Annotated in this window: 21 protein-coding genes; 9 read left to right on the forward strand and 12 right to left on the reverse strand. The window is 66.0% G+C overall.

Translation table 11 applies throughout. The features are described 5' to 3' along the window. Window positions 1-127: 127 nt before the first annotated feature. The 3 genes from PMI38_RS08320 to PMI38_RS08330 are packed head-to-tail and all read right to left on the reverse strand — an operon-like array spanning window position 128 to window position 3,725. Window positions 128-1,150 (reverse strand): histone deacetylase family protein, encoded by a 1,023-nt coding sequence (locus PMI38_RS08320; RefSeq protein ID WP_008092692.1) that lies wholly within the window; start codon window positions 1,148-1,150, stop codon window positions 128-130. After that, window positions 1,150-2,391: a Zn-dependent hydrolase gene (locus tag PMI38_RS08325; protein WP_008092694.1), complete on the reverse strand. Its 1,242-nt coding sequence runs from the start codon at window positions 2,389-2,391 to the stop codon at window positions 1,150-1,152. Before PMI38_RS08325 ends, PMI38_RS08320 begins: the two co-directional genes overlap by 1 nt. 29 nt (window positions 2,392-2,420) lie before the next feature. Further along, window positions 2,421-3,725, reverse strand: a complete 1,305-nt coding sequence (locus PMI38_RS08330; protein WP_008092695.1) for an MFS transporter — start codon at window positions 3,723-3,725, stop codon at window positions 2,421-2,423. A 154-nt stretch (window positions 3,726-3,879) separates the two neighbouring features. On the opposite strand from PMI38_RS08330, the gene PMI38_RS08335 reads away from it, so the two are divergent. After that, a complete protein-coding gene (locus tag PMI38_RS08335) occupies window positions 3,880-4,788 on the forward strand; it encodes a LysR family transcriptional regulator (RefSeq protein WP_008092697.1) in 909 nt (302 codons plus the stop codon). Between the two features lie 129 nt (window positions 4,789-4,917). Next, entirely contained in the window at window positions 4,918-5,460 is a 543-nt protein-coding gene (locus tag PMI38_RS08340; protein ID WP_008092699.1) for a WYL domain-containing protein, read from the forward strand. Between the two features lie 187 nt (window positions 5,461-5,647). On the opposite strand, the gene PMI38_RS08345 is transcribed toward PMI38_RS08340, so the two are convergent. The 6 genes from PMI38_RS08345 to PMI38_RS27715 all read right to left on the reverse strand — a co-directional run bounded on the left by PMI38_RS08345 (window position 5,648) and on the right by PMI38_RS27715 (window position 11,474). After that, window positions 5,648-6,382 (reverse strand): hypothetical protein, encoded by a 735-nt coding sequence (locus PMI38_RS08345; RefSeq protein ID WP_008092702.1) that lies wholly within the window; start codon window positions 6,380-6,382, stop codon window positions 5,648-5,650. Window positions 6,383-6,461: 79 nt separating this feature from the next. Continuing rightward, entirely contained in the window at window positions 6,462-7,205 is a 744-nt protein-coding gene (locus PMI38_RS08350) for a sulfite exporter TauE/SafE family protein (RefSeq protein ID WP_008092704.1), read from the reverse strand. 253 nt (window positions 7,206-7,458) lie between these two features. After that, window positions 7,459-8,700 carry a cytosine deaminase gene (gene codA, locus PMI38_RS08355; RefSeq protein WP_008092706.1) on the reverse strand — a complete coding sequence of 414 codons (1,242 nt, stop codon included), beginning with the start codon at window positions 8,698-8,700 and terminating at the stop codon, window positions 7,459-7,461. 4 nt (window positions 8,701-8,704) lie between these two features. Continuing rightward, the gene (locus PMI38_RS08360) at window positions 8,705-9,922 is read right to left on the reverse strand and encodes a PucR family transcriptional regulator (RefSeq protein ID WP_008092708.1); all 1,218 of its coding nucleotides are present in this window, start codon (window positions 9,920-9,922) and stop codon (window positions 8,705-8,707) included. Then, window positions 9,919-11,184: a cytosine permease gene (gene codB, locus PMI38_RS08365; RefSeq protein ID WP_008092709.1), complete on the reverse strand. Its 1,266-nt coding sequence runs from the start codon at window positions 11,182-11,184 to the stop codon at window positions 9,919-9,921. The genes PMI38_RS08360 and codB overlap by 4 nt, the downstream gene beginning before the upstream one ends. Window positions 11,185-11,345: 161 nt before the next feature. Continuing rightward, the gene (locus tag PMI38_RS27715; protein ID WP_274517613.1) at window positions 11,346-11,474 is read right to left on the reverse strand and encodes a hypothetical protein; all 129 of its coding nucleotides are present in this window, start codon (window positions 11,472-11,474) and stop codon (window positions 11,346-11,348) included. Here PMI38_RS27715 and PMI38_RS08370 point away from each other — a divergent pair. The 7 genes from PMI38_RS08370 to PMI38_RS08400 all read left to right on the forward strand — a co-directional run bounded on the left by PMI38_RS08370 (window position 11,473) and on the right by PMI38_RS08400 (window position 18,799). Next, window positions 11,473-12,096 (forward strand): glutathione S-transferase family protein, encoded by a 624-nt coding sequence (locus PMI38_RS08370; protein ID WP_008092710.1) that lies wholly within the window; start codon window positions 11,473-11,475, stop codon window positions 12,094-12,096. The genes PMI38_RS27715 and PMI38_RS08370 overlap by 2 nt on opposite strands. A gap of 90 nt (window positions 12,097-12,186) precedes the next feature. Continuing rightward, entirely contained in the window at window positions 12,187-12,672 is a 486-nt protein-coding gene (locus PMI38_RS08375) for a hypothetical protein (RefSeq protein ID WP_008092711.1), read from the forward strand. Window positions 12,673-12,761: 89 nt separating this feature from the next. Further along, complete coding sequence (locus tag PMI38_RS08380) at window positions 12,762-13,538, forward strand: ParA family protein (RefSeq protein ID WP_008092712.1); 777 nt, start codon at window positions 12,762-12,764, stop codon at window positions 13,536-13,538. Between the two features lie 63 nt (window positions 13,539-13,601). Continuing rightward, a complete protein-coding gene (locus PMI38_RS08385; protein ID WP_008092713.1) occupies window positions 13,602-14,012 on the forward strand; it encodes a DUF2946 family protein in 411 nt (136 codons plus the stop codon). A 68-nt stretch (window positions 14,013-14,080) separates the two neighbouring features. Continuing rightward, complete coding sequence (locus PMI38_RS08390) at window positions 14,081-16,231, forward strand: TonB-dependent receptor (protein WP_008092715.1); 2,151 nt, start codon at window positions 14,081-14,083, stop codon at window positions 16,229-16,231. A 164-nt stretch (window positions 16,232-16,395) separates the two neighbouring features. Continuing rightward, complete coding sequence (locus PMI38_RS08395) at window positions 16,396-17,133, forward strand: hypothetical protein (protein WP_008092717.1); 738 nt, start codon at window positions 16,396-16,398, stop codon at window positions 17,131-17,133. 334 nt (window positions 17,134-17,467) lie between these two features. Continuing rightward, a complete protein-coding gene (locus tag PMI38_RS08400; RefSeq protein ID WP_043273257.1) occupies window positions 17,468-18,799 on the forward strand; it encodes an MFS transporter in 1,332 nt (443 codons plus the stop codon). A gap of 131 nt (window positions 18,800-18,930) precedes the next feature. Here PMI38_RS08400 and PMI38_RS08405 read toward each other — a convergent pair whose 3' ends face one another. Genes PMI38_RS08405 through PMI38_RS08415 form a run of 3 tightly spaced genes read right to left on the reverse strand, consistent with a single transcriptional unit; the run spans window position 18,931 to window position 24,533 of the window. Next, window positions 18,931-22,068 carry a CusA/CzcA family heavy metal efflux RND transporter gene (locus tag PMI38_RS08405; RefSeq protein ID WP_008092720.1) on the reverse strand — a complete coding sequence of 1,046 codons (3,138 nt, stop codon included), beginning with the start codon at window positions 22,066-22,068 and terminating at the stop codon, window positions 18,931-18,933. A 16-nt stretch (window positions 22,069-22,084) separates the two neighbouring features. Continuing rightward, complete coding sequence (locus PMI38_RS08410; RefSeq protein ID WP_008092722.1) at window positions 22,085-23,287, reverse strand: efflux RND transporter periplasmic adaptor subunit; 1,203 nt, start codon at window positions 23,285-23,287, stop codon at window positions 22,085-22,087. Then, window positions 23,280-24,533: a TolC family protein gene (locus tag PMI38_RS08415; RefSeq protein WP_008092723.1), complete on the reverse strand. Its 1,254-nt coding sequence runs from the start codon at window positions 24,531-24,533 to the stop codon at window positions 23,280-23,282. The genes PMI38_RS08410 and PMI38_RS08415 overlap by 8 nt, the downstream gene beginning before the upstream one ends. Window positions 24,534-24,569 lie beyond the last annotated feature (36 nt).

The following is a 24,569-nucleotide window of genomic DNA, read 5'->3' on the forward strand; positions in this document are numbered from 1 at the left end:
GCGGACAACCATGGCCTGACAGACCGTGGCACGTTGCAACAAATGTAGGAGCGGATTCATCCGCGATGCGCCGCGCGGGCGGCGCTCGATCTCATGGGCGCCAAAATTTATGTGGCGAGCCCCTCACCTACCGCCAATCCCCCTTCTGCGAAAAAAACGCCTGCGCGTTCGCCTCAAGGCTCTCCAGGTGATACCCCCCCTCCTGCACGATCACACACGGCATGCGCAACGCCCGAATCCGCTCTCCCAACGTCGCAAACCCTTCGGTCGTCACCGCCACCTTGCTCTGCGGGTCCAACTCGTAGATATCGAACCCCAGCGACAGCACCAGCACCTCGGCGCCAAAGTCCTTCACAGCATCCAGCGCAATCTCCAGCTGCCCCATGAAATCCGCCTCGCTGGCCCCATGGGCCATCGGCAGGTTGAGGTTGTACCCCTCCCCCGCACCACTGCCGCGCTCATCCTCGAACCCGGCCACACCCGGATAGAAATTGGTCGGATCGCCATGGGTAGACACATACAGCACATCATTGCGTTCGTAGAAGATCTCCTGGATCCCCTGCCCATGGTGCATGTCGGTATCGAGGATCGCCACGCGGCTGTAGCGGCTGCGCAGGGCCTGGGCAGCGACGGCGGCATTGTTCACGTAGCAGAACCCACCGGCCGCATCGAACCGCGCATGGTGCCCCGGTGGCCGGCACAGGGCGTATGCCGCCGGCTCACCATCGAGAATCGCCTTGGCCGCAGCCACCGCGCTCTGCGCCGACCAGTAGGCCGAGCGCCAGGTGTGCTCGCCCACCGGGCAGCTGCCATCGGCCAGGTAACGAGCGGCTTGGGCGAGAATGCCGCGCAGGGCATTGGGCTCCCGCACGAAGATGTTCGACATCACTTCATCGCCCCAGTCCTCGGGCACTTCCTTCCAGCGTGCGTGCGCTTCTTCGAGGAAGGCCAGGTACGCGTCGCCGTGCACGGCCTTGAGCGGGGCCAGGCCGGCGTCGTCGGGCTGGCGAATGTCGAAGCCAAGGTCCTTGGTCGCCTGCAACAGGCGCTGGGCGCGCTCGGGGACTTCCTGCGGGGTGCGCATGGCGCCGCGCGAGTAGTAGCTGCGAGGGTGGTGCAACAGCTGTTCGGGGTGGAAGTAGCAACGCATCAGACTTCTCCTTGTTCTGTATGGCCAGCGCGGGCCAGCACGGCATTGAGCAATACATCGACACCCTGGCGGGCGTCCTCGGGCAGCACGTCTTCGGCCTCGTTGTGGCTCAGGCCACCGACGCAGGGGATGAACACCATGGCCGTCGGGCAGTAGCGTGCCAGCAGGATAGCGTCATGGCCGGCGCCGCTGACGATCGCCTGCTGGGCATAGCCCAGGCCGTCCACCGCCTGCTGCACGGCCGCCACGCACTCGGCATCGAATGGCGTCGCCGGGCTGACCCAGTGGCGCTCGATGCGCACCTGCAGACCGCGCTGCGCGGCGATGGCCTGCAGCTGCTGGCCAAGGTCGCGCTCCATGGCCTCGATCGCCTCGTCACGGTGGTGGCGCAGGTCGACCGTGAAACGCAGCGCACCGGGGATGGTGTTGCGCGAAGACTTGGCGATCGACAGCTCGCCCACGGTGGTCAAGCCTTGCGGGGCGAAATCGGCGGCCAGCTGCTCGACCGCCTGGATCATCCGCGCGGCGCCATACAAAGCATCCTTGCGCAGCGGCATTGGCGTGGTACCGGCGTGGGCGGCCATGCCTTCGACAGTCACGTCCAGCCAGCGGATGGCCTGGCCACCCGTGACCACGCCGATGGCCTTGGCGTTGTCTTCGAGAATCGGGCCTTGCTCGATGTGCGCCTCGAAGTAGGCATCGACCTTGCCGCCCAGTGGGCGCTGGCCGGCGTAGCCGGTGCGCTGCAGTTCATCGGCGACGCTGATGCCGTCGGCATCGCGGATGGCCAGGGCCTGCTCCAGCGCGAGGGTGCCGGTGAACACCGCCGAGCCGAACATGGCCGGGGTGAAGCGGGCGCCCTCCTCGTTGGTCCACACCGCGATTTCCAGGGGTTTGCGGGTCTGGATGTTCAAGTCGTTCAGGCGACGTACCACTTCCAGGCCCGCCAGCACACCGTAGACACCATCGAAACGGCCGCCCTCGGGCTGGGTGTCGAGGTGGCTGCCCATCATCACCGGGGCTGCATCGGCGTCGGTGCCGGGGCGGCGGGCGAACAGGTTGCCGATGGCATCCACCGAAAGGCTCAGGCCCGCCTCGCGGCACCAGTGGCTGAACAGTTCGCGGCCAGCCTTGTCCTCGTCGCTCAGGGCCAGGCGGCAGCTGCCGCCGCGGGCGGTGGCGCCGACTTCGGCCATGGCCATCAGGCTCGCCCACAGGCGTTCGCCATTGCTTTTCAACATGGGGGTAACTCCTCGCAAAAACGGATGATTCAGGCCAGTTCCAGACGCTGGCTGCGGGCGTACTGGCGCGCCAGGGCCAGCACGCAGACCAGGGAAATGCTGGCGATCAGGGTGTAGAACAGCGCCATCGGCCACCATTGCCCGGTGAAGCTGTGGGCCAGCCAGGTGCCGATCAACGGGGTCAGGCCACCGGCGATGGCGCCGCAGACCTGGTAGGCCATGGAAATCGCGGTATAGCGCACGCGGGTCTCGAACATGCCGCTGACGTAGCCGGCGATCACGGCGTAGAACGAGGCCATGCAGGCCGCCGCCAGGGCGATGCCGAGCACGATCAGCGGGCCTTCGCCGGAGCTGACCAGCACGAACATCGGGTATGGGGAGGCCATCGCCAACAGCGCGACCAGGGCCAGGAAGCGGGTGGCACCGAGCTTTTCCGACAGCCAGGCGGCCAGCGGCTGGACACAGAACTGGATGATCGCCACGAAGAACAGGCATTCGAGGATCAGCGAGCGCTCAAGGTGCAACTGCTGGGTGGTGTAGCTGATCATGAAGGTATTGGTGAAATAGACCCCGGCGATACCCAGGGTATTGGCGCCGATGCACAGCAGCAGTGGCCGCCAGGCCGTACGCAGCACTTCCAGCACCGGCGCCTGCTCCTTGCGCTTGGCCTTTTCCGCCTGCTCGCGGCTGGCCAGGAACTCGGGCGACTCATTGACCCCCAGGCGGATCGCCAGGCCCACCAGCAGTAACAGCGCGCTGGCCAGGAACGGCACGCGCCAGCCCCAGCTCATCAGGTCTTCCTCGGGCAGGCGGGTGACGGCGCCAAAGGCCAGCAGCGAGAGAATCAGACCTGCCGGGCTGCCCAACTGGGCGAACGAGGCAAAGAAGTTGCGGCGCCCCTTGGGCGCATGCTCACCGGCCATCAACACCGCCCCGCCCCACTCGCCGCCCACGGCAATGCCCTGGACCACGCGCAGGATGATCAGCAACACCGGCGCGGCGGCGCCAATCTGCGCGTAGGTCGGCAGCAGGCCGATGCACACGGTGACGATGCCCATCATCAGCAGGGTGATGACCAGCGACTTCTTGCGGCCGATGCGGTCGCCCACATGGCCGAACACGATGCCCCCCAGGGGCCGGGCGAAGAAGCCCACGGCGAAGGTGCCGAAGGCGGCCATGGTGCTGAACAGGCTGTCGTCGGAGGGGAAGAACAAGGCGCCGAACACCAGGGCGGCGGCGGTGGCGTAGATGTAGAAGTCGTACCACTCGATCATGGTACCGATGAACGCGGCGGCGGCGGCACGGCGCGGCTGGGGCGAAGCGATGGGCTTCATGGGGGCTCCTTTGCTTGTTTTTTTGGCAGGAGTTACGGGGTCACGGTGGCGCTCTGGCGGCGCTCTGACCGAGATTTATCGTTCCGGGGCTATGATTAGTCAATTTTCTATTTATTATTCCAACTATTAACCCTGCTTATCATCGAGCTTGATCATGTCCGACCGCCTGCTCAACGACCGCCTCGACTGGAACCTGCTGCGCACTTTCAGGGTGATCGGCCAGGAGCTGTCCATCAGCCGCGCCGCCGCGCGCCTGCACCTGACCCAGCCGGCGGTGAGCCAGGCGCTCAAACGTCTGGAAGACCAGCTCGGCCGCCAGCTGATTGCCCGGCGCGGGCCACGCTTCGTGCTCACCGACATGGGCGAGCAACTCTTCCAGCTGGCCGGCGAGGTGTACGGGCAGATGTCGCAGATCGGCGGCCTGCTGGAGCAACCGGCGGATGAGCTGGTGGGCAAGGTGCGCCTGCTGATGATCAGCCGCATCGTCAGCGAGCGTTTCGACGATTATCTCGCTGATTTTCACCGCCAGCACCCGCGGGTGGATGTGGAGATCGACGTGATGCGCAGCTCCGACATCGTCGCGGCGCTGCAGGAAAAAACCGCCACGGCGGGCCTGAGCCTCAACCGCCGACCGCAGCCCCGGCTTGAGCAACGCCTGTTCCTGCGCCAGCGCTATGCCTTTTTCTGCGGCAAGCACCATGCGCTGTTCGGCCAGGCGCAGGGCGACCTGCAGCGGGAAAACTTCGTCAGTTTCACCAGCGATCAGATCGGCGGCATGCTCTCGCCGCTGACCATTTTTCGTGACCAGCAGGGGTTTTCCGGGCGGATCGTGGCCTCTTCGCCGAGCCTTGAGGAAGTGCGCCGGCTGGTGATCGCCGGCTTTGGCATCGGTTGCCTGCCGGAGCATGTGGTGGCGGCAGATGTGGCGGCGGGTTTGCTGTGGAAGCTGCCGCCGCAGGAAGGGATCGCGGACGTGGACATTCACTTGCTGTGGAACCGGGAGCAGCGTTTGAGCCGGGCTGAAGAGGTGTTCATCGAAGCGTTGCAAGCCAGCCTCGACTAAGGGGGACGCTCACGAAGCGCCGGCTTGGCTAAAACTTGGATCCCATTCGTTGAGCGGGTATGCTACGCGCAATAGCTAAACGCCATTACTCCGGGCGCTCCTTGCGCCTGGCGCTCAAGGAAGAGACTCGTGCCTAGCCACCCTACCCGCCACACCATCGCCCGCCAATGGCAGTTGCTCAAACTGCTCCCCGACCGGCACCCAGGCAAGAGCGCTGCACAGCTGCAAGCCGCGCTGGCCAAGGCTGGCCACAAGACCAGCAAGCGCACGGTCGAGCGCGACCTCAATGAGCTGGCCACGCTGTTTGCGGTGCACTGCAACAGCAAGGGGATGCCCTATGGCTGGTATTGGCAGCCGGGCCTGGACCCAAGCCAGCTGGAGCAGCTGCAGCCGGATGTACTCTCACCCACGGCGCAGATCGAACTGCGCGCCTGGGTGGACGACGGCCTGGCACGGCGGCTTGAAGATCAGCCGCTGTCCGAGGACATGCGCCTGTCGCCGCAGGAAACCGGGGGGGCGAAACTCGATGCCACCGTCCATGACAGTCGCGCGCTGATGGGCTGGCTGCTGTCGCAGGCGGGTTCCATCTGTGTGCAGTCGCCGCAGGCATTGCGCATGGCCATGGTCGAGCAGCTGCGCCAGAGCCTGGCCTTGCACGATGGGGGTAGCTGACAGTTCGCTAGTGAGCCTGTGGGGCAACTGGCCTACTCGGAATGTTGAAGCTGACGCGGTCCTTGTGGGAGCGGGCTTGTCCCGCGAAAGGGCCGGCCCAGGCAATAGTGGTGTATGGCCAGGGCTTTGCCCTGGTTCGCGGGACAAGCCCGCTCCCACAGAAATCACGCTGGATTCTGGTAGCGGCTCAGGACGGCAAGCTCGGCATGCGTCGCCGCGCCAGGCAGGCATAGCCCAGGCCCAGCACAGCCAGCACCAGCACGCCCAACAGCGCCACCAACTCACCGCTGTAGCGCGCCACCAGCGCCGGGAAGCCGGCAAATTCGCGGTAGACCCGCACATCCGCTGCCCCGTCGGCGTGGCTGATGCTGATACCGCCCTGGCGGATCTGCGAATAGTCGGCATCGAAATAGACCCAGACCTTGCACACCCCGCCAGGGTCGATGCTGGCGATCTCCACCAAAGGCGTCGAGGCCTCGTACAAGGTGTCGTTGCCTGCCGCGTCGCGTACCTGCACCAGGCCTTTGGCCGGCAGGTGAATCCTGACCTCGCGTACGGCCTTGTCGCCGGTGTTGCGCAGGTCGATGAGCAAGCCGGTGCGGTGGTCCACCAGCCCCGCCTCGAACGGCTTGGCGAACAACTGGGCGTAGGGCGCCTGGGCCAGCTCCACCAGCCTGTCGACCTGGTCCTGGCTCAAGGCCCCTTGGCCGATGCGGCTGATGCGGGGCTGCAGCTGTTCGTACTTGAGCTGATCGTTGGCCCTGCTGATGCGCTCGCTGAATTGGCTCGGGTAGGTCAGGTAGGCGTAAGTCAGCGACGCATCCAGCCGAGCGGTGTCCTTGAACACCAGATAGACCAGCAGCATGGCGACCAGGCCCAGCAGCGTGGCCACAAGGCGTTTCCCGACGTTGTCCCGACTCAACGGTGCGATTCCTTCTGTAGCGCCTGGTAAGTGTGCAGCGGTCCAAAGGTTGCCAAGTTCAACGCCCCTAGGCAAGCGTTCAGCGTCCCAGCAACTGGGGCAACGAGGCCATCAGCATGGCCACACCCGACAAGGTCAGCAGCCCCAGCACCACCCGGCGAAACGCCTGCTCGCTGATCCCCAGGTATACCCGCGTGCCAAGCAGCGCCGGCAAGGCCATGGCCAGCAGCACGACGCCGAAGGAGGGCAGCATGTCGCGGGTGACCACACCGGTGCCCAGGTAGGTGAGCAGGGTCACCAGCAGCATCGACAGGTTGAAGTTCTGGATCACCGCGCGCTGGGTATCACGCTCGAAACCACGCAAGGTACACCACAGTGTAGGCACTGTCCCGGTAAAACCGCCGATGCCGCCCAGGGCACCGCCCAGCATACCCACCGCACCATCGGCCAGGCGGTTGCCCGGCAGCCGTGGCAGGCGCGGTGCCAGCAGCATCAGCGGGCACCACAGCACCAGCAAGGTGCCGAACACGGCCTTGAACCAGAGCATGTTCAGGTAGGGCAACACCCACACTCCCAGCGGGATGCCTGCCAGGCCGCCGAGCACGAAGGGCCACAGCAGTGGCCAGCTGAAGCCGCGGCGCACGCTGAATACGGCGATGAGCTGGCCGGCGAGGCTGCCGAACACGGTCAGCGAGGCCGCCAGCCGTGGCTCCAGGCCCCAGGCCCAGAACGACATGGCGACCATGCCAAAGGCAAAACCGGAAAGGCCCTGGACGAATCCGGCGACGATGGCGCCAACGGCGATGAGGTAGAGCGAGTCCATAGGTGCTTGTCAGCTTGGCTTGATCGGCGTCATACCATGCCAGAGCTGGGGGCGGATGTCTGCTGAAGCAGGGCCTGCCTTGCCGCTGTCCTGCGGGAGCAACTGTCTTGCTCAAGTTCCAACAACTGACGACCCCCCTTGTGGGAGCGGGCTTGTCCCGCGAACCAGGGCAAAGCCCTGGCCATGCACCGCGGTGTTTTCTTCGCGGGGCAAGCCCGCTCCCACAAGGATTGCGCCAACCGTTAGATAGGGATTAAGCAAAGCGCTCGATCTGGGCCGGGGTTCGGCGCATCAGCACCTTGCCGTGGCGCACCGACACCAGCGCATGGCCCTGGCTGCGGACCATTTCGTAGTCATCGGCCGCCGACAACAGCAACAGGTTCGCCGGGCGCCCTGCCTCGATGCCGTAGCGCTCGCCCAGGTTGAGGGTGCGGGCACTGTTGTCGGTGATCAGATCAAGGCAGCGCTGCAGGTCTTCGTAACCGAGCATGTGGCAGATGTGCAGGCCGGCTTCGAGAATGCGCAGGATGTTGCCGTTGCCCAGCGGGTACCACGGGTCGACGATCGAGTCCTGGCCGAAGCAGACGTTCATCCCCGCCCGGTCGATCTCGGCCACGCGGGTCAGGCCGCGGCGTTTCGGGTACGTGTCGAAGCGCCCCTGCAGGTGGATGCTCTCGGTCGGGCACGAGACGAAGTTGATGCCCGACATCTTCAGCAGGCGGAACAGCTTGGAGCAGTAGGCATTGTCATAGGAGCCCATGGCCGTGGTGTGGCTCGCCGTCACCCGCGCGCCCATGCCGCGCACCCGTGCCTCTTCGGCCAGCACTTCGAGGAAACGCGACTGCGGGTCGTCGGTCTCGTCGCAATGCACATCGACCAGGCAACCGGTGCGCTCGGCCAGCTCCATCAGGAACTTCACCGACGAGACGCCCTGGTCGCGGGTATTTTCAAAATGCGGAATGCCACCCACCACATCGGCGCCCATGGCCACCGCCTCGGTCATCAGCGCCCGGCCGTTGGCGTAGGACTCGATGCCCTCCTGGGGGAAGGCGACGATCTGCAGGTCGACCAGGTCGCGTACTTCATCGCGCACCTCGACCATGGCCTTGAGCGCGGTGAGCTTGGGGTCGGTCACGTCGACGTGGGTGCGCACATGCTGGATGCCGTGGTCCACCAGCATGCCGATGGTCTTCTTGGCGCGGGTCTTGATGTCGTCATGGGTGGTGATGGCCTTGCGCTCGGCCCAGCGCTCGATGCCTTCGAACAGCGTGCCGCTCATGTTCCACTTCGGCTCGCCCGCCGTGAGGGTCGCATCCAGGTGGATGTGCGGCTCGACGAAGGGCGGCACCACCAGGTTCTGCTGGGCGTCCAGGTCGTCCACCGCGCTGCCGGCGACGACGTCGGCCTGGGGCTCGATGGCAGCGATGCGATCGCCTTGCAGTTCGATGCGGAACAGGCCGGCCTTGCCACGCAGGCGTGCATTGATGATGTTCATGGGGTTACTCCTTGCCTTGGGCTTCGGTCATGCGCCATATCAGCATAGCGACCGCAGCATTCATACGAAAAAGCGGGTCGTCGAGGGACTGCCCGCTCAATTGTTCGATACGTTGCATCCGTTGGTTGATGGTGTTGCGGTGCACGCCCAGGCGCTGCCCGGCCTTGAGGCCGTTGCCGTTTTCCATGAGCAGCGCGTCGAGGGTGTGCAGCAAGGTATTGGGCTGTTTGCGCCCGGTGCTGCGCAGTGGGCCGAGGGTGCGGGTGACGAAGTCGTCGAGCAGCGAACGGTCGACGATCCCCTGCAGCAAGCGCAGCACGCCCAGTTCGCTGAAGTCGCACAGGCCCGTGGCCGGGCGCAGGTTCTGCGCCACCTCCAGCGCCTGGCGGGCTTCGTTGAGGGCCTGGCGATAATGGGCGCAGTCTTCGGCGGGGCTGGAAAGCCCCATGAACAGGCCCATTTCCCCGACCAGCGCGGCGAGTTGTCGGTGCAGGTCGGCCAAGGCTGCACGCAGGTGCGGCGAATCCGGCAGCAGCAACACGAACAGGTCACCCGCCAATTGCGCCGTGACCGCTTCGGGCCGGCCGCGACACCAGGCTTCGAGCAGGTCTTCCAGCGCTTGCCGGGTGCCCTGCCACAAGCGTTCGCCCTGGGCCAGCCCGTGCCGTTCGAACAGCTCGTCGACCGCCGACAGGCGCAGCGCCACCAGCCGGCGCGGCCCGTCCAGGGCCAGTTGCAGGTGCGCCGCACGCTGCCGGGCGATGGCCAGGCTTGGGTAATCACCGGTCAGCAACTGGCCGAGGATGTCGTTGCGCGAACGCCGCTCCTGGGTCATCTGCACCAGCGCAGTCCCGATCAGGTGGGTGACCACCACCATCTTCAGCGCATAGGGCTGCTCGATCAGCGGCAGGCCCAGTTGCTCGGCACGGGCAATCACGGCGGGCGGTATGTGCTGGATGAACGAGCCACCGGTGAGGATCACCATGCCGGCGATACCCACCGCCTCGCCATCCTCGACCAGGCTCAGCAGGTTGCTTTCGCCACGCGGGTGATTGATGCCGGTGACGAACACCAGCTCGCCGCCCATCACCCACTCGGCGATGCCTTCATTTTCCGCCACGTACGGCCAGCGCACACGTCGCTGCAGGTTGCGTGCGCCGGCCCGCACGCGCATCTCTTGCAAACCCGGCAGGCACAGGAGTTCTTCGAGTGCCAGGCTCACGGTTCGACCTCGGCCTGGCCCAGCGCCTGGCGCCGGCCACGCAGCTCGAGCAGCAGGATGTAGCACAGTGCCGAGGCGCTGATGCCTACAAGCGGGGCCACCCAGGGCGAGGCGTAGGCCAGTACCGCACCGACGGCATAGGCGAACAGCCCGGCAAGGTTGTAGCGCGGCAGGCTGACCGAACCCAACGCGGGGTACTTGCCACGGTGGCGGTACCAGAAGTCGGCCATGATCACCCCGCCCACCGGCGGGATGATCGACCCCAGCAGCACCAGGAACGGGATCAGCAATTCGTACATGCCACCGATCGCCAGCAGGATGCCGACACCCGCCGCCGCCAGCGTCATGGTGCGCCGACGCTCACTGCGCAGCAGGTGGCAGGCCGCCGCCGAGACGTTGTAGATGGTCGGCCCCTGGATGGTCCACAGGTTCAGGCAGAGCATCACCACCGCCGCGAACGACAGGCCCTGGAGCATCATCACTTCGACGATGTCGGCCTGCTGGTAGACCATCGCGCACCAGGCACCGGCCACCACCATCAGGCCATTGCCGAGCAGGAACGCGACGATACTGGCCGTGACCGCCACCCGCCCGCTGCGCGACAGCCGCGTCCAGTTGGTGGCCTGGGTGGCGCCGCTGGCGAAAGTGCCGAAGACCATGGTCACCGCAGCGGAAAAGGTCAGGGTTTCGTGTGGCACCAGTGCCGCGAGCTGCTGCCCCCCCCCGACATCGCGGGTGGCGATCACCATGGAAATGATCAACAGCGCGAACATCAACGGCACCGACACCCGTGACAGCAGGTCCAGGCCCTTGAAGCCGACGATGGCGGTGATGCTGAAGCCCAGCCCGAACAGCACCATCAATGGCACGGTGAAACCGGGGGCCAGCCCCAGCAGCTTGACCAGCACGATGGCCACGGTAGCCGTGCCCCAGGCGTACCAGCCAAGTTCCGCGAAGCCCAGCAGAAAATCCGAAAGCCGGCTGCCCGCCTCGCCGAAACAGAAACGGCCCATGAGCACGGTATTGAGCCCGCTGCGCGACGCGATGAACGCCAGCGCTGCGGCATACAGCGCCAGCAGGCTGTTGCCGATGGCGGCGATCCACAGCATGTCGACGAAGTTGAAGGCCATGCCGAGCTTGCCGCCGGCGAACATGGTGCCGGTGAAGAAGGTGAAACTGAACAGCACCATGGCAATCGGCAACAGGCCCTTGCGCGCATGCTGGGGCGCTTCGCAGAGGGGGAATTCGGAGGGTGAGCTCATGGTCGGGTGGCTCCGGGTTGAAGGTGCAGCGACAAGAGCAATATGCGGGCCGCTTTTGCCAAGGCAGGGAAAGCCGAAAAAGCAGGCGCGGGGCATAAGAAAGACTGTGCAGGTTGCACAGAATAGCGTCGCCAAGGAGAAAGCAATGTGTGCCGCGTGACTCATCTGGAGGCGAACATGCACCAATGCGAAACAGGCTGGGTAATTTTCACCCAGCCTTCACCCAGCCCCTTGACCCAGGTCATGGCCTGATGGACGATCGACGCTTCCCCGACCAAGGACGAAGGCATGTTACGGATACTGGGCAGAGCGTCTTCCATCAACGTGCGCAAAGTCCTGTGGGCTTGTGCCGAATTCGATATCCCGTACGAACGCGAAGACTGGGGCACGGGCTTCCAGCCCACCGACGCCCCCGAATTCCTTGCGCTCAACCCCAATGCCATGGTGCCGGTCATCCAGGATGGCGACTTCACCCTGTGGGAATCCAACACCATCATCCGCTACCTCGCCACACGCTATGGCGATGGGGGTTGCTACCCGGCCGAAGCGGTCGCCAGGGCCCGCGTGGATCAATGGATCGACTGGCAGGCCACGGACCTGAACCGCTCGTGGAGCTACGCCTTCATGTCGCTGGTCCGGCATTCCCCCGCGCATCAGGACCCGCAGGCACTGGCCGAAGGTTGCGCGCAGTGGGTGCACTACATGCAGATCCTCGAGCGACAGCTGGCCACGACCGGCGCCTATGTGGCGGGTGATCGGTTCACCTTGGCCGACATCCCGATCGGGCTGTCGGTGAACCGCTGGTTCGAGACCCCCTTCGAGCACCCGCCGCTGCCGGCCGTCAGCGCCTACTTCGAACGCCTGACCGACCGCCCCGGCTTTGTTGCGCACGGACGCAACGGCACCCCCTGAGTGGCAAATTCTGCGCACGCCCAGTGCGTGCGCAGCGCCGGGGCGACCTCGCTATAATCCTCCGTCTGAAATGCGCCCAAGGCCCCCCACATGCCCCGCTTGCCGAAATTGCTGTTGCCCCTGCTGCTCATCGCCGCCCTCGGCGCCTGCGACCAGAAACCCACCCGCGAAGAACAGATCCTGGCCAACCTGCCCTTGCAGGAAGCCTACGCGCACAACATCGAGCGCATGGCCGCGCTGCTCACCCGCACCCACCCGCAACTCGATGAACAGACCATTCGCGAGGTGCTGCGCAAGCACCTCACGGTCGAGGACCAGCGCCAGGACCTGTTCAAGCTCTACAGCGAGAAGAACTTCAGCGACGCCGAGTTCGCCAGCATCGTCGCGGCCACCCGCGACCCGGCCAAGGCGCGGGCCATGGAAGAGACCGAAGAAGGCCAGCGACTGAGCGAAAAACTCACCCGGCTGATGCGCGAGACGGCGCGCGATGCCAAGGTGCAGGCACTGGCCGCGCAGCGCATGCAGCAGGTGGAAGATGAACTGAGCGAGCGGGAAGAAAACGCTCTGCTACGCTAGCTGTAACAAGTCTTGTCATAATACTGTCGTCTTTCGGTCATAGGATTGACCCCAACCTGACATTTACCTACTTCATGGATGAGCGTCTCATGCGTCGTGTGGTTTTCAATCAGAAAGGTGGCGTGGGCAAGTCGAGCATCGCCTGCAACCTGGCCGCAGCCAGTGCCGCCGAGGGCTATCGCACATTGCTGGTCGACCTCGACCCGCAGGCCAACGCGACCTATTACCTCACCGGGCTGACCGACGACGCCATCCCGGCCGGCATCGCCGACTTCTTCCGCCAGACCCTGTCGCCCTCTACCGCCGCGGGCAAGAAGCACCGCGTGGCGATCACTGAGACCCGCTACCCCAACCTGCACCTGGTCACCGCCAGCCCCGACCTCAGCGACCTGCAGAGCAAGCTGGAGCACAAGTTCAAGATCAACAAGCTGCGCAAGCTGCTGATCGAGCTGGGCGAAGACTACGAACGGATCTACATCGACACGCCCCCGGCCCTGAACTTCTACACCTTCAGCGCATTGGTGGCCGCCGAGCGCCTGCTCATTCCGTTCGACTGCGACAGCTTCTCGCGCCAGGCGCTGCTCAGCGTCATGGCCGAGGTCGAGGAGATGCGCCAGGACCACAACCCGTCGCTGCAGGTCGAGGGCGTGGTGGTCAACCAATTCGCCGGGCGCACAGCCTTGCACCAGACCCTGGTCGACCAGCTGCGCAGCGAAGGCCTGCCGGTATTGCCGGTGTACCTGAGCAGCTCGATCAAGATGCGCGAGTCGCACCAGGCCTCGGTGCCGCTGGTGCACCTGGCACCGCGGCACAAACTGTCACTGGAGTTCGTCGACCTGCTCGACGTGCTGGAACGGGCCGCCTGACCGGGCAAATCTTCCACGCGCAGGGGCTACCCGACCGCTCGTCCGGGTGATAGATTCGCCGCCATGAAAACCACCCGGCAGACCCGCACGCTGACCGCCTGGACGCTCTATGCCAGCGTCCTGTTCAGCCTATTGCTGTGCGGCCTGCACCATGGCCAGATGGGCGGCTTGCGCCTGGCCGGCCTGGAAGGCGGGTTCTGTTCGGTGAACAGCGAGCACGGTGTCGCCATCGACCTGGATGGCGCCGGTGGCGACCAGCACATGGCCCAGCTCGACTGCCCGGTCTGTTCTTCCTTCGGCATGGCAGTACCCCTGAGCAGCGCTGGCTTCTCGTTCGCCCCAGCACACAGCGCCGCCACCTCACCCATTGTCGTGCGCAGCTGGGCGCAACCGCCGCCCCGCTACCAACGCCCTGCCCTCACCCCCCGCGCGCCCCCCGCCGCCTTCCCCGCAGCAGCCCTTCATATCGCCTGACCCCAGCCGGGCGCGCCTGCGTGCGCGGTCGTGGTCAGCCATGACCCTTGCGTGGAAGACACAATAATATGCTCCGCAATACCTCCCTGGTGCTCCTCATGGGCACCTGCACCTTCACCTGGGCGGACGACGCCGCCGTGGAACTCGGCGCCACCACCATCGACGGCGAACGTGACGCCCCCTCCGGCGTGCAACTGGATGAACCGATCCGCACAGGCTCCCGGCTGGGCCTGACCGCCCGCGAAACCCCGGCGTCGGTGAGCGTGTCCGACCGCCGCCTGATCGAAGAACGCGGCGCCAAGGACAGCCAGGACGTGATCAACGCCATGACCGGCGTGAACGCCTCGGCCAACCCCGGCTTTGGCGGCTTCGTCAGCTATCGCGGTTTCACCCAGAACCAGGTCACCCAGCTGTTCAACGGCATCAACCTTGGCTACAGCAGCGCGATGCGGCCGGTGGATGCCTGGGTGCTGGACCGGGTCGAGCTGCTCGGCGGGCCCTCGTCGTTCTTGCACGGTGCAGGCTCGGTCGGCGGCTCGATCAACTACATCACCAAGCTCGCCACCCGCGACCAGCAGATCATCGACGGGCGGGTGCGCTATGGCAGCTACGACGACTCGGAAGCGGCCTTCGGCATCAACCAGGCCCTGGCCGGCAACCCGGCCGATGCCCGCCACTTCATGCGCCTGGATTACAGCCACAGCGGCAGCAACGGCTACATCGACCGCAACGAGCGGCAGACCGACAGCGTTGCGTTTTCGCTGCTCAGCGACCTGGCCCCCGACCTCACCCACACCCTGGCCCTGGAGTACCAGGAAGACCGCGAGGACAGCCCGTACTGGGGGGCGCCGATCTTGCCCGGGCGCAGCACCATGAAGATCGACAACAGCCGCCGCTTTGAAAACTACAACGTCGCCGACGGCCGTTATGAACAGCGGGTACGCTGGTTGCGCTCGATCCTCGACTACCAGGTCAGCGACAGCACCAGCGTGCAGAACACGCTGTACCACTACAACGCCCAGCGCGACTACCGCAACCTGGAGCGCTACAGCTATACCAGCGACGGTAACGTGCTGCGCGCCAGCCCCTACCTGCAGCGCCATGACCAGAACGTGCTGGGTGACCGCGTCGAGCTGCGCCATGACCACAGGCTGTTCGGCCTGGCCAGCCAGTGGTCGCTGGGCCTGGACTATTCGCGCATGCGCCAGACGCTCTACCCGACCTCGAGCAGCTACACCGACGTGGTCGACCCCGACCACTTCGATCCGGGCAGCTTCGACGACATCCCCGGGGTGAATGCGGGCCTGACCAAGGGGCGCCGCCATGAAGTCACCAACCGCGCCGTGTTCGCCGAGCACCGCCTGCAACTGACCGAGCGCCTGGCCCTGCTGACCGCCCTGCGCTACGACTACCTGGACATGCAAGTGACCAACTACGGCGCCGTCACGCCGACCTCGCCGGCCTTCTTCGAACGCCGCTGGGAACCGCTGTCCGGGCGCATCGGCCTGACCTACGCGCTGACCCCAGCGGCCAGCGTCTATGTGCAGTACAGCACCGCCGCCGACCTGCCTGCCGGCTCGCTGGCGGCGGCGACCTACTCCAACGTCGGCCTGTTCGACCTGTCCAGGGGCGAGCAGTGGGAAGTGGGCAGCAAGTTCGATTTCCTGGAAGGACGTGGTGCGGCAACGGTGGCGCTGTACCAGATCGTGCGCAAGGACTTCGCCGTGCGCGATTCGGTCGACCCCAACCAGACGGTCCAGGCCGGGCAACAGACTTCCCGCGGGATCGAGTTGTCGGGGCGGCTGCAGGTGACGCCGAAGCTGCTGGCCGAAGCCAACTATGCCTATGTCGATGCCGAGTACGATGAGTTCAACGAAGCCGTCAACGGCGTGTCGGTATCGCGCAAGGGCAATGCCCCGGTCAACGTGCCGGCCAACGTGGCCAACCTGTGGCTGACCTACAGCCTCGACCCGGCGTGGTCGGTCGGGGTGGACAGCCGCTATGTCGATTCGGTGTATGCCGACAATGCCAACACCCTCAAGGCCCCGGCCTATACCCTGTTCGGTGCCTTTGCCCGCTACCGGCTGGACGAACACACCACGGTCACCGGGCGGGTGCGCAACCTGACCGACGAGGTGTATGCCAAGCAGGCGTACGGACTGCAGTACTACATGGGCGCGCCGAGGACGTTCGAGGTGGCGGTGGACATGCGGTTCTGATGGGGGCGGCCTGGTCGCCAGCGTGGCGGCCAGGCCGGACTGCACAATGTAAAGTGTCCTACCGTTGATACGTCCATTTCCCAAGCAATCTTCAGTGATAATCTGCCCACCTCTCACCTGCCGGCACATGAAGCTCCGGCGACTTTCATGGCAAGGAAGTTCACGTGTTCAAAACGCTGTCCCCGGTTCTGCTGATCACCGCCTTTGTCTGCCTGGCGGGTTGCAAAAGCCACTCCTCGTCCAACGTGGATGAACAAACCCTCAAGACCTTCACCCACGATATGCAGCAGGCCTTGATCCGCAGCATCGCCATGGCCAACACCGGCGAACAGGCGGGCGCCGTGTTGCTCAAGGTCACCCTGGACCGGCACTCCGCCCCCATCCGCTGCGAGTCCCGCAGAGCCCCGCTGACCTATGAACTGAAAATGCCCGCGGGGGTCATGCCGACCAATCTCAAGGGGCTGAACACGCTGGTCGAGGCGCAATGCTGGAAGACCATCTACCCGGTCGTGCCCAAGGAAATGCTCGACGAAAACGGCGAGGTCGAAGTGCTGGCGCCGATGGTGGTGGTGTTGCCCGCGCAGCGACACAGCGCCATTGCACAGCAGCAGTTCTTCTGGGAAAGCCTGTTGCGTGACCAAGCGGTGACCAGTATCGGCAGGGCTTCGGTGTATTACGAGGCCGACGCCCAGGGTCACGTCGAGGGCTGCCTGGTGCAGCTGTACCCGCACCCGCTGCGCCGCGATGCGTTTCGCCTGGATGGCAACCTGCAGGCGCAGCTGAACAGCCGCTGCATGGCACTCGACCTGCGCAAGATGCCCGGCTATGTCACCGATGAGAGGGGGCTGGCGAGCGGCTACAGCGAGGTGGATTACGCGCCGTGGCGGGTGGGGCGGCCATGATGCCGTATGGCACGGGCTCCGCCCGTGTTCGCGGGACAAGCCCGCTCCCACAGGTTCACCCGTGCTCATGAAAACGGTGCTGGACCTCTACCTCTGTTCATGAAAACGGCGCTGGACCTGTGGGAGCGGGCTTGTCCCGCGAACCAGGGCGAAGCCCTGGCCATCCACTGCCCCCCTTTTCGCGGGCCAGCACGGTCAAAACAGATATCCCGATGTCGCCCACGAGGAAGCGCAACCCCGCACAGCCCGGTCTACTGCCTGAAACAACAACGATGACGCGGCCGTGACCACGTCACGTCCCTTCAGGCTGCCTATGGAACCGGAGCACCTGCACATGTCCGCATCTCATGAGGTATCCCCCACCACGCTACGCCGCGTCATCGCCGCCTCGGCCATCGGCAACTTCGTCGAATGGTTCGACTTCGCCGTGTACGGCTTTCTCGCCACCCTCATCGCCAGCCAGTTCTTCCCCAGCGGCGATGCCAGCGTGGCGCTGCTCAAGACCTTCGCCGTGTTCGCCGTGGCCTTCGCCCTGCGGCCACTGGGCGGCATCGTGTTCGGTGCCCTGGGCGACCGGCTCGGGCGCAAGCGCATCCTGTCCCTCACCATCCTGCTGATGGCAGGCTCCACCACACTGATCGGCCTGCTGCCCACCTACGCCAGCATCGGCCTCGCCGCGCCGGCGCTGCTGACCCTGGCGCGCTGCCTGCAGGGCTTTTCCGCCGGCGGCGAGTATGCCGGGGCCTGCGCCTACCTGATGGAACATGCGCCGCGCAACCGACGCGCTTTCTATGGCAGCTTCGTGCCGGTCTCGACCTTCTCGGCCTTCGCCTGCGCAGCCGTGATCGCCTATGGCCTGGAAGCCAGCCTGTCGGCCGAAGCGATGAGCGCCTGGGGCTGGCGCATTCCGTTCCTGGTGGCCGCGCCGCTGGGGCTGGTGGGCCTGTACCTGCGCTGGCGGATGGAAGAAACCCCGGCCTTCCGCCAGGCCCTGGCCGAAGGCAAGGCCCATGAACACTCACCGCTCAAGGAAACCCTGCGCAGCCATGGCCGGACCCTCCGCAACCTGGGGGCGTTCATTTCGTTGACGGCATTGTCGTTCTATATGTTCACCACCTACTTCGCCACCTACCTGCAACTGGTCGGCAACCTGACCCGTGCCCAATCGCTGCTGGTGACCACCGTGGCGCTGCTGTTCGCCGCGGTCGGCTGCCCGCTGGCCGGGGCGTTTTCGGACCGCGTCGGGCGGCGCAAGACCATCGGCTTTACCTGCCTGTGGGTGATGGTCTGTGTGTTCCCCGCGTATTGGCTGGCCAGCTCCGGCTCGATGTCGGGGGCGCTGCTGGGGGTGATCCTGCTGGCGGTGGGAGCGCTGTGCAGTGGGGTGGTTACTGCTGCGCTGCTGTCGGAGAGCTTTCCGACCCGCACGCGGTATACCGCTTCGGCCATTACTTACAATGTGGCCTACACGCTGTTTGGCGGTACTGCGCCGCTGGTGGCAACCTGGTTGATCGGGTTGACCGGTAGTAGCCTGGCGCCGGCGTTCTACCTGGTGGTGATTGCTTTGGTGGCGCTGGTGGGGGGGTTGGCGTTGCCGGAAACGGCGCGGATTTCGTTGCATGACGAGCCGGGGGTCGATAGGCACCGGCAGGCTGCTCGCGTTTGAAACGGGGGGCTGCTTTGCAGCCCATTCGCGGGACAAGCCCGCTCCCACAGGTCCTTCACTGCATTCAAACCCTGTAGTCAACCTGTGGGAGCGGGCTTGTCCCGCGAATGGGCCGCAAAGCGGCCCCTGCTTCACACCTCTTCGCGCCGGTACGCCCACTGGTACAGCGCCGGCAACACCAGCAAGGTCAACGCCGTCGACGACAGGATCCCACCAATCACCACCGTCGCCAGCGGCCGCTGCACTTCGGCACCGGTGCCGGTGGCCAAGGCCATCGGGATGAACCCCAGTGACGCCACCAAGGCGGTCATCAGCACCGGCCGCAAGCGCGTCAGCGCCCCCTCCTCGACCGCCACCCGCAAGCTGCGGCCCTCCTCACGCAGGCTTCGGATAAAGGCAATCATCACCAGGCCGTTGAGCACCGCCACGCCGGACAAGGCGATAAAACCCACCCCTGCGGAAATCGACAGGGGAATGTCACGCAGCCACAGCGCCAGCACCCCGCCGGTCAAGGCGAAGGGAATGCCCGTGAACACCAGCAGACCATCCTTGAGGTTGTTGAACATCATCAGCAGCAGCGCCATGACCAGCAGCAACGCCACCGGCACCACCACCTGCAGGCGCTCGGCCGCCGACTGCAACTGTTCGAACTGGCCGCCCCAGCGGGTCCAGTAGCCGGGCGGTATCGCCACTTGCTCGCGCAACCCCAGCTCGGCCTGCTCGACGAACGAGCCCAGGTCACGCCCGCGCACGTTGGCACTGACCACCACCACCCGCTTGCCATCCTCGCGGCTGACCTGGTTCGGCCCCAGTTGCAGGTTCAGCGTGGCGACTTGCGCCAACGGGATGAAGCCGATTTGCGCGGCCCCGGCCGAGGCGCTCGCGGGCACGGGAATCAGCAGGCTGGACAAGCCATCGACATCGGTGCGCAACGCCTCGGGCAGGCGCACGACCATGTCGAAGCGGCGGTCGCCCTGGTACAGCGTGCCCGCCGTGCGACCGCCAACGGCAATGGCGATGGCGTCCTGCACGTCACCCACATTGAGGCCATGACGGGCAGCCTTGTCGCGGTCGATATCGATGGTCAGCACCGGCAGGCCGGTGGTCTGCTCGACCTTCACTTCCGAGGCGCCCGGCACTTGCTGCAGGCTGCTGGCGATTTGCGCGGCGGTGCGGTTGAGCACGTCCATGTCGTCACCGTACAGCTTGACCGCCACGTCACTGCGTACGCCGGAAATCAGCTCGTTGAAGCGCAGCTGGATCGGTTGCGACAACTCATGGTTGCTGCCCGGCACACTGGCGGCCGCGCGCTGCACTTCGGCGATCAGCGCTTCACGCGACTTGCCAGGGTCCGACCACTGCTCTTGAGGGCGCAACATCACGTAGGCGTCGGAAATGTTCGGCGGCATCGGGTCGGAGGCGATCTCGGCGGTGCCGGTGCGGGCAAACACCCGCTGCACTTCCGGCACCTGGGTGATGATCGCCTGCTCCAGGCGCTGCTGCATGTCCACCGACTGCGACAGGCTGGTGCCCGGCACCCGCAGGGACTGCAGGGCAAAGTCACCCTCGCTGAGGCTGGGGATGAACTCGCTGCCCATGCGGCTGGCCATGACCCCGGACAACACCACCAGCACGGCCGCCGCGCTGAAGGCCAGCTTGCGCCGGCCCAGCACCCAGGCCAGTACCGGGGCATAGCGCTGGCGCGCGGTGCGCATCACCAGGCCTTCCTCTTCCTTGACCTTGCCGGTGACGAAGAGCGCGATGGCTGCGGGCACGAAGGTCACCGACAGGATCATGGCGCCCAGCAGCGCGATCACCACGGTGAAGGCCATGGGGTGGAACATCTTGCCCTCGACGCCCGTCAGGGCAAAGATCGGCAGGTACACCACCATGATGATCAGCTGACCGTAGATCAGCGGCCGACGGGCCTCCCGGGCCGCAGCGAACACCTCGTGGAAGCGCTCGCTGCGGCTGAGCATGCGGCCATGGCGCTGCTGGGCATGGGCCAGGCGGCGGATGGCGTTCTCGACAATCACCACCGCACCGTCGACGATGATGCCGAAATCGAGCGCGCCAAGGCTCATCAGGTTGGCGCTGACCTTGTTGCTGAACATGCCGGTAAAGGTGAACAGCATCGACAGCGGAATGACCATGGCGGTGATCAGCGCCGCGCGGATGTTGCCGAGGAACAGGAACAGCACGGCAATCACCAGGATCGCGCCTTCGACCAGGTTCTTCTTGACCGTGGCGATGGCCTTTTCGACCAGGTGGGTGCGGTCGTACACCGTCACCGCGACCACCCCTTTGGGCAGGTTGCGGTTGATGTCCACCAGCTTGGCCGCCACCGCCTGGGACACGGTGCGGCTGTTCTCGCCGATCAGCATGAACACCGTGCCCAGTACCACCTCGCGGCCATTCTCGGTGGCCGCGCCCGAGCGCAGCTCCTGGCCCAGACCGACCTGGGCCACATGGCTGACGCGGATCGGCGTGCCATCGGCCGTGGAGATGACGATGTTGGCGATGTCCTCGGCCGTGGCCACCTGCCCCGGCGCGCGGATCAGCAATTGCTCGCCGTTGCGCTCGATATAGCCGGCGCCGACGTTGGCGTTGTTGCGTTCGAGGGCGCCGATTAAGTCGTTGAGGGTCAGCTTGTAGGCTGCCAAGCGCTTGGGCTCCGGGGCGATCAGGTACTGCTTGGCATGGCCGCCGATGCTGTTGACCTCGGCCACCCCTGGCACGTTGCGCAGCTGCGGCTTGATGATCCAGTCCTGGATCTCGCGCAGGTCGGTGGCCGTGTACGGCGTGCCGTCATCCTTGAGCGCGCCCTCCTCGGCCTCGACCGTCCACAGGAAGATTTCCCCAAGGCCGGTGGAAATCGGCCCCATGCCGGACTCGATCCCTTCGGGCAACTGCGCCCGGGCGACCTGCAGGCGTTCGTTGACCAGTTGGCGGGCGAAGAACAGATCGGTGCCGTCATCGAAGATCACCGTCACCTGGGACAGCCCGGAGCGCGACAGCGAGCGGGTCTGCTTGAGCCCCGGCAGGCCGGCCATGGCGGTCTCGATGGCGTAGGTAATGCGCTGTTCGGTTTCCAGCGGCGAGTAACCGGGCGCAGCGGTGTTGATCTGCACCTGGACGTTGGTGATGTCGGGCACCGCGTCGATGGGCAGTTTCTGGTAGCTGTGGATACCCACGGCCGCCATCAGCACCACGGCGAGCATCACCACCAGGCGTTGCTCGATGGCGAATTGGATCAGGCGTTCGAACATGCAAGCGTCCCCGCAATCAATGGCTGTGCTCGGCGGAGCCTTTGCCAAGCTCCGACTTGAGGACGAAGCTGCCCGCGGCAGCCACCTGGGTACCGGCGTCCAGGCCGGCGGTGATCTCTACCTGGCCGGCGTCGCGACGGCCGATCTGCACGGGGCGTGCCTCGAAGCCTTCCGCGGTACGGGCAAACACCACGGTCTGCTCCTCCCAGCTCTGCAGCGCGCTTTGCGGCACCACCACGGCGGCGTTGACGCGCTCGGCGCTGACCGCGATGGAGACGAACAGCCCAGGGCGCCAGGCGCCGTCCGGGTTGGCCAGAGTGGCGCGGGCGGTGGCGGCGCGGTTCTGCTCGCCGAGCAGGCTGCCGACGTAGTTGATCTGGCCCTCGACCTGGGCGCCCAGGTCCGGCGCGCTGACGATCACGCTGCGCCCGGTGGTGACCTTGGCCAGGTCGCGCGGCGCGACGGCGAACGTGGCCCAGACCCGGCTCAGGTCGGACAGGGTGAAGGCGTTGCTGGTCTCATCGACCACCTCACCCACGGTCAGGTGCTTTTCCACCACCACCGCATCGAACGGCGCGCGCAACTCGTAGCGGTTGCCGCTGCCGGCCGGGCCCACCGCAGCGACTTTCTGCCGGGCATTGGCCATGGCGATTTCGGCTTCCTGCAGCGCCTGGCGGGCCTGCAGGTAATCCTGTTCGGCACTGATGCGTTCCTGCCACAGCTGTCGCTCACGCTCGAAGGTGAGCCGCGCCAGCTCCAGGCGGCGCTGGGCGGCCAGCTGCTCGCTGCGCAGGTCGGAGATCTGCTGGCTGGCGATCACTGCCAGCACCTGGCCGCGCTTGACCGCCTGGCCCAGGTTGGCCTGCACCGACTCGACCACGCCAGGCACGCGGGGCACCACGTGGGCGGTGTGGTCTTCATCGAAACGGATCTCGCCGGGGAAGCTGATGGCGCTGCTCATCGCGGCCGGCGCCGCAGCCGCCAGCTGGATGCCGGCCGCTTCGATCTGGGTGTCGGACAGGTGAACCTTGCCCTCCTCTTCCTGGTGCGCCTGGGCGCTCGCTTGGCCATGGGCATGGCTGTCTTCGGCGTGCTCATGGCTGTCTTCGGCGTGGTCATCGTGCTTGCCCTGGCCGAGGTTGCCGGTCCAGGCCAGGCCGCCGAAGCCGAGCACGGCAACGGCAGCCGCCAGGAGGGCGAGCTTGCGTGGGTTATTCATGGTTGCTCCTGCTGATCGTTGTATTGCTCAAAGCCGCTACGTCGCCATAGATGCGCTCGACCTGCGCCCGCGCATCGGTCGCCTGGGCCAGTGCCTCCAGGTACAGCGCACGCGCCTCGATCAGCGTGCGCTGGGCATCGAGTACATCGAGGAAGGCGAACTTGCCCATTTCGAAACCGCGGGTGGCGGTGTCCACGGCCTGCTGCGCCGACGGCAGGATGGTGCGTTCGTAGTCCTCCACGTCCTGCAGCGCCGTGCGCCACTGACTGACGGCGCTGCGGGTTTCGCTGCGCAGGCGCAATTCCACGGCATTGCGCAGGTCACGCGCCTGGTCGGCGCGGCGCGCGGCGGCCAGCACATTGCCCTGGTTGCGGTCGAACAGTGGCAAGGGCATGGACAGCCCGACCACGTTGACCCGCTCGCGGTCTTCGCGGCTGTACTGGCTGCCGAGGCTGACGGTCAGGTCGGGGATGCGCTGGGCCTTTTCCGACCCCAGCGACGCGTCGCCCCGTTCGATCTGGGCGGCGGCCAGTCGCCATTCGGCGGTCTGTTCGAGCTGGGCAAGCAAGGCGTCTGTGCTGGGGGCCGCGCCTGGGGAAAGGTCGGCGGCCTGCACCTCCCGGAATGCCGCCAGCGGGCTGCCGGTCAGCCGTGCCAGGGCCTGGAAGGCCACCGTGCGCTGGGTTTCGGCGCGGCGCACCTCGGCGTGTGCCTGAGCCAGTTGAACTTGCGCGCGAGTGGCTTCCACCGGGGAGGACTGGCCGGCGGTCACACGCCCCTGCACCACTTTCAGGCCGCGCGCGGTCAGCGCCTGCGACTGCTGCGCCAGCTCCACCGCCGTCTGTGCGCGCAAGGCGGTATGGAAGGCCTGGACCACGTCGGCGCGCAAGCCGTTGCGTTGGCGTTGCAGGTCGAGCTGGGCGATGGTCTGGCCGCTGCTGGCCACGGCGATGCGCGCACCGCGCTTGCCACCGAGCTCCAGCGCCTGGCTGAGGGTGACCGTGGTGGTGCTGGTGTCGCGGCGGGTGTCTTCGACCTCCCAGGACAGCTCCGGGTTGGGGATCAGCCCGGCCTGGCGCCGTTCGCCTTCGGCGATGCCGATCTCGCGGCCGGCGGCCGCCAGCTCGGGGTTGTTGGCAAAGGCGGCAGACAGCGCTTCGGGCAGGCTCAAGCCCTGCGCGGCCTGGGCGCTGGCGGTGGCCGCGAGCAGCAGGCAGAGCACGGCGATCTTGCGGGGGATGGGCACTTCAAAAGTCCTCGTCGGCGAGCGTTGCCGGAGGAC

The organism is Pseudomonas sp. GM84 (genome assembly GCF_000282535.1).
GTDB lineage: Bacteria > Pseudomonadota > Gammaproteobacteria > Pseudomonadales > Pseudomonadaceae > Aquipseudomonas.

Coding starts and splice junctions, on each gene's coding strand:
- PMI38_RS08375 (WP_008092711.1), top strand. CDS start 12,187: ATGCCCCGCTTGCCGAAATTGCTGTTGCCCCTGCTGCTCATCGCCGCC.
- PMI38_RS08370 (WP_008092710.1), top strand. CDS start 11,473: ATGTTACGGATACTGGGCAGAGCGTCTTCCATCAACGTGCGCAAAGTC.
- PMI38_RS08380 (WP_008092712.1), top strand. CDS start 12,762: ATGCGTCGTGTGGTTTTCAATCAGAAAGGTGGCGTGGGCAAGTCGAGC.
- PMI38_RS08385 (WP_008092713.1), top strand. CDS start 13,602: ATGAAAACCACCCGGCAGACCCGCACGCTGACCGCCTGGACGCTCTAT.
- PMI38_RS08405 (WP_008092720.1), bottom strand. CDS start 22,068: ATGTTCGAACGCCTGATCCAATTCGCCATCGAGCAACGCCTGGTGGTG.
- PMI38_RS08335 (WP_008092697.1), top strand. CDS start 3,880: ATGTCCGACCGCCTGCTCAACGACCGCCTCGACTGGAACCTGCTGCGC.
- codA (WP_008092706.1), bottom strand. CDS start 8,700: ATGAACATCATCAATGCACGCCTGCGTGGCAAGGCCGGCCTGTTCCGC.
- PMI38_RS08390 (WP_008092715.1), top strand. CDS start 14,081: ATGCTCCGCAATACCTCCCTGGTGCTCCTCATGGGCACCTGCACCTTC.
- codB (WP_008092709.1), bottom strand. CDS start 11,184: ATGAGCTCACCCTCCGAATTCCCCCTCTGCGAAGCGCCCCAGCATGCG.
- PMI38_RS08350 (WP_008092704.1), bottom strand. CDS start 7,205: ATGGACTCGCTCTACCTCATCGCCGTTGGCGCCATCGTCGCCGGATTC.
- PMI38_RS08320 (WP_008092692.1), bottom strand. CDS start 1,150: ATGCGTTGCTACTTCCACCCCGAACAGCTGTTGCACCACCCTCGCAGC.
- PMI38_RS08400 (WP_043273257.1), top strand. CDS start 17,468: ATGTCCGCATCTCATGAGGTATCCCCCACCACGCTACGCCGCGTCATC.
- PMI38_RS08325 (WP_008092694.1), bottom strand. CDS start 2,391: ATGTTGAAAAGCAATGGCGAACGCCTGTGGGCGAGCCTGATGGCCATG.
- PMI38_RS08330 (WP_008092695.1), bottom strand. CDS start 3,725: ATGAAGCCCATCGCTTCGCCCCAGCCGCGCCGTGCCGCCGCCGCCGCG.
- PMI38_RS27715 (WP_274517613.1), bottom strand. CDS start 11,474: ATGCCTTCGTCCTTGGTCGGGGAAGCGTCGATCGTCCATCAGGCCATG.
- PMI38_RS08410 (WP_008092722.1), bottom strand. CDS start 23,287: ATGAATAACCCACGCAAGCTCGCCCTCCTGGCGGCTGCCGTTGCCGTG.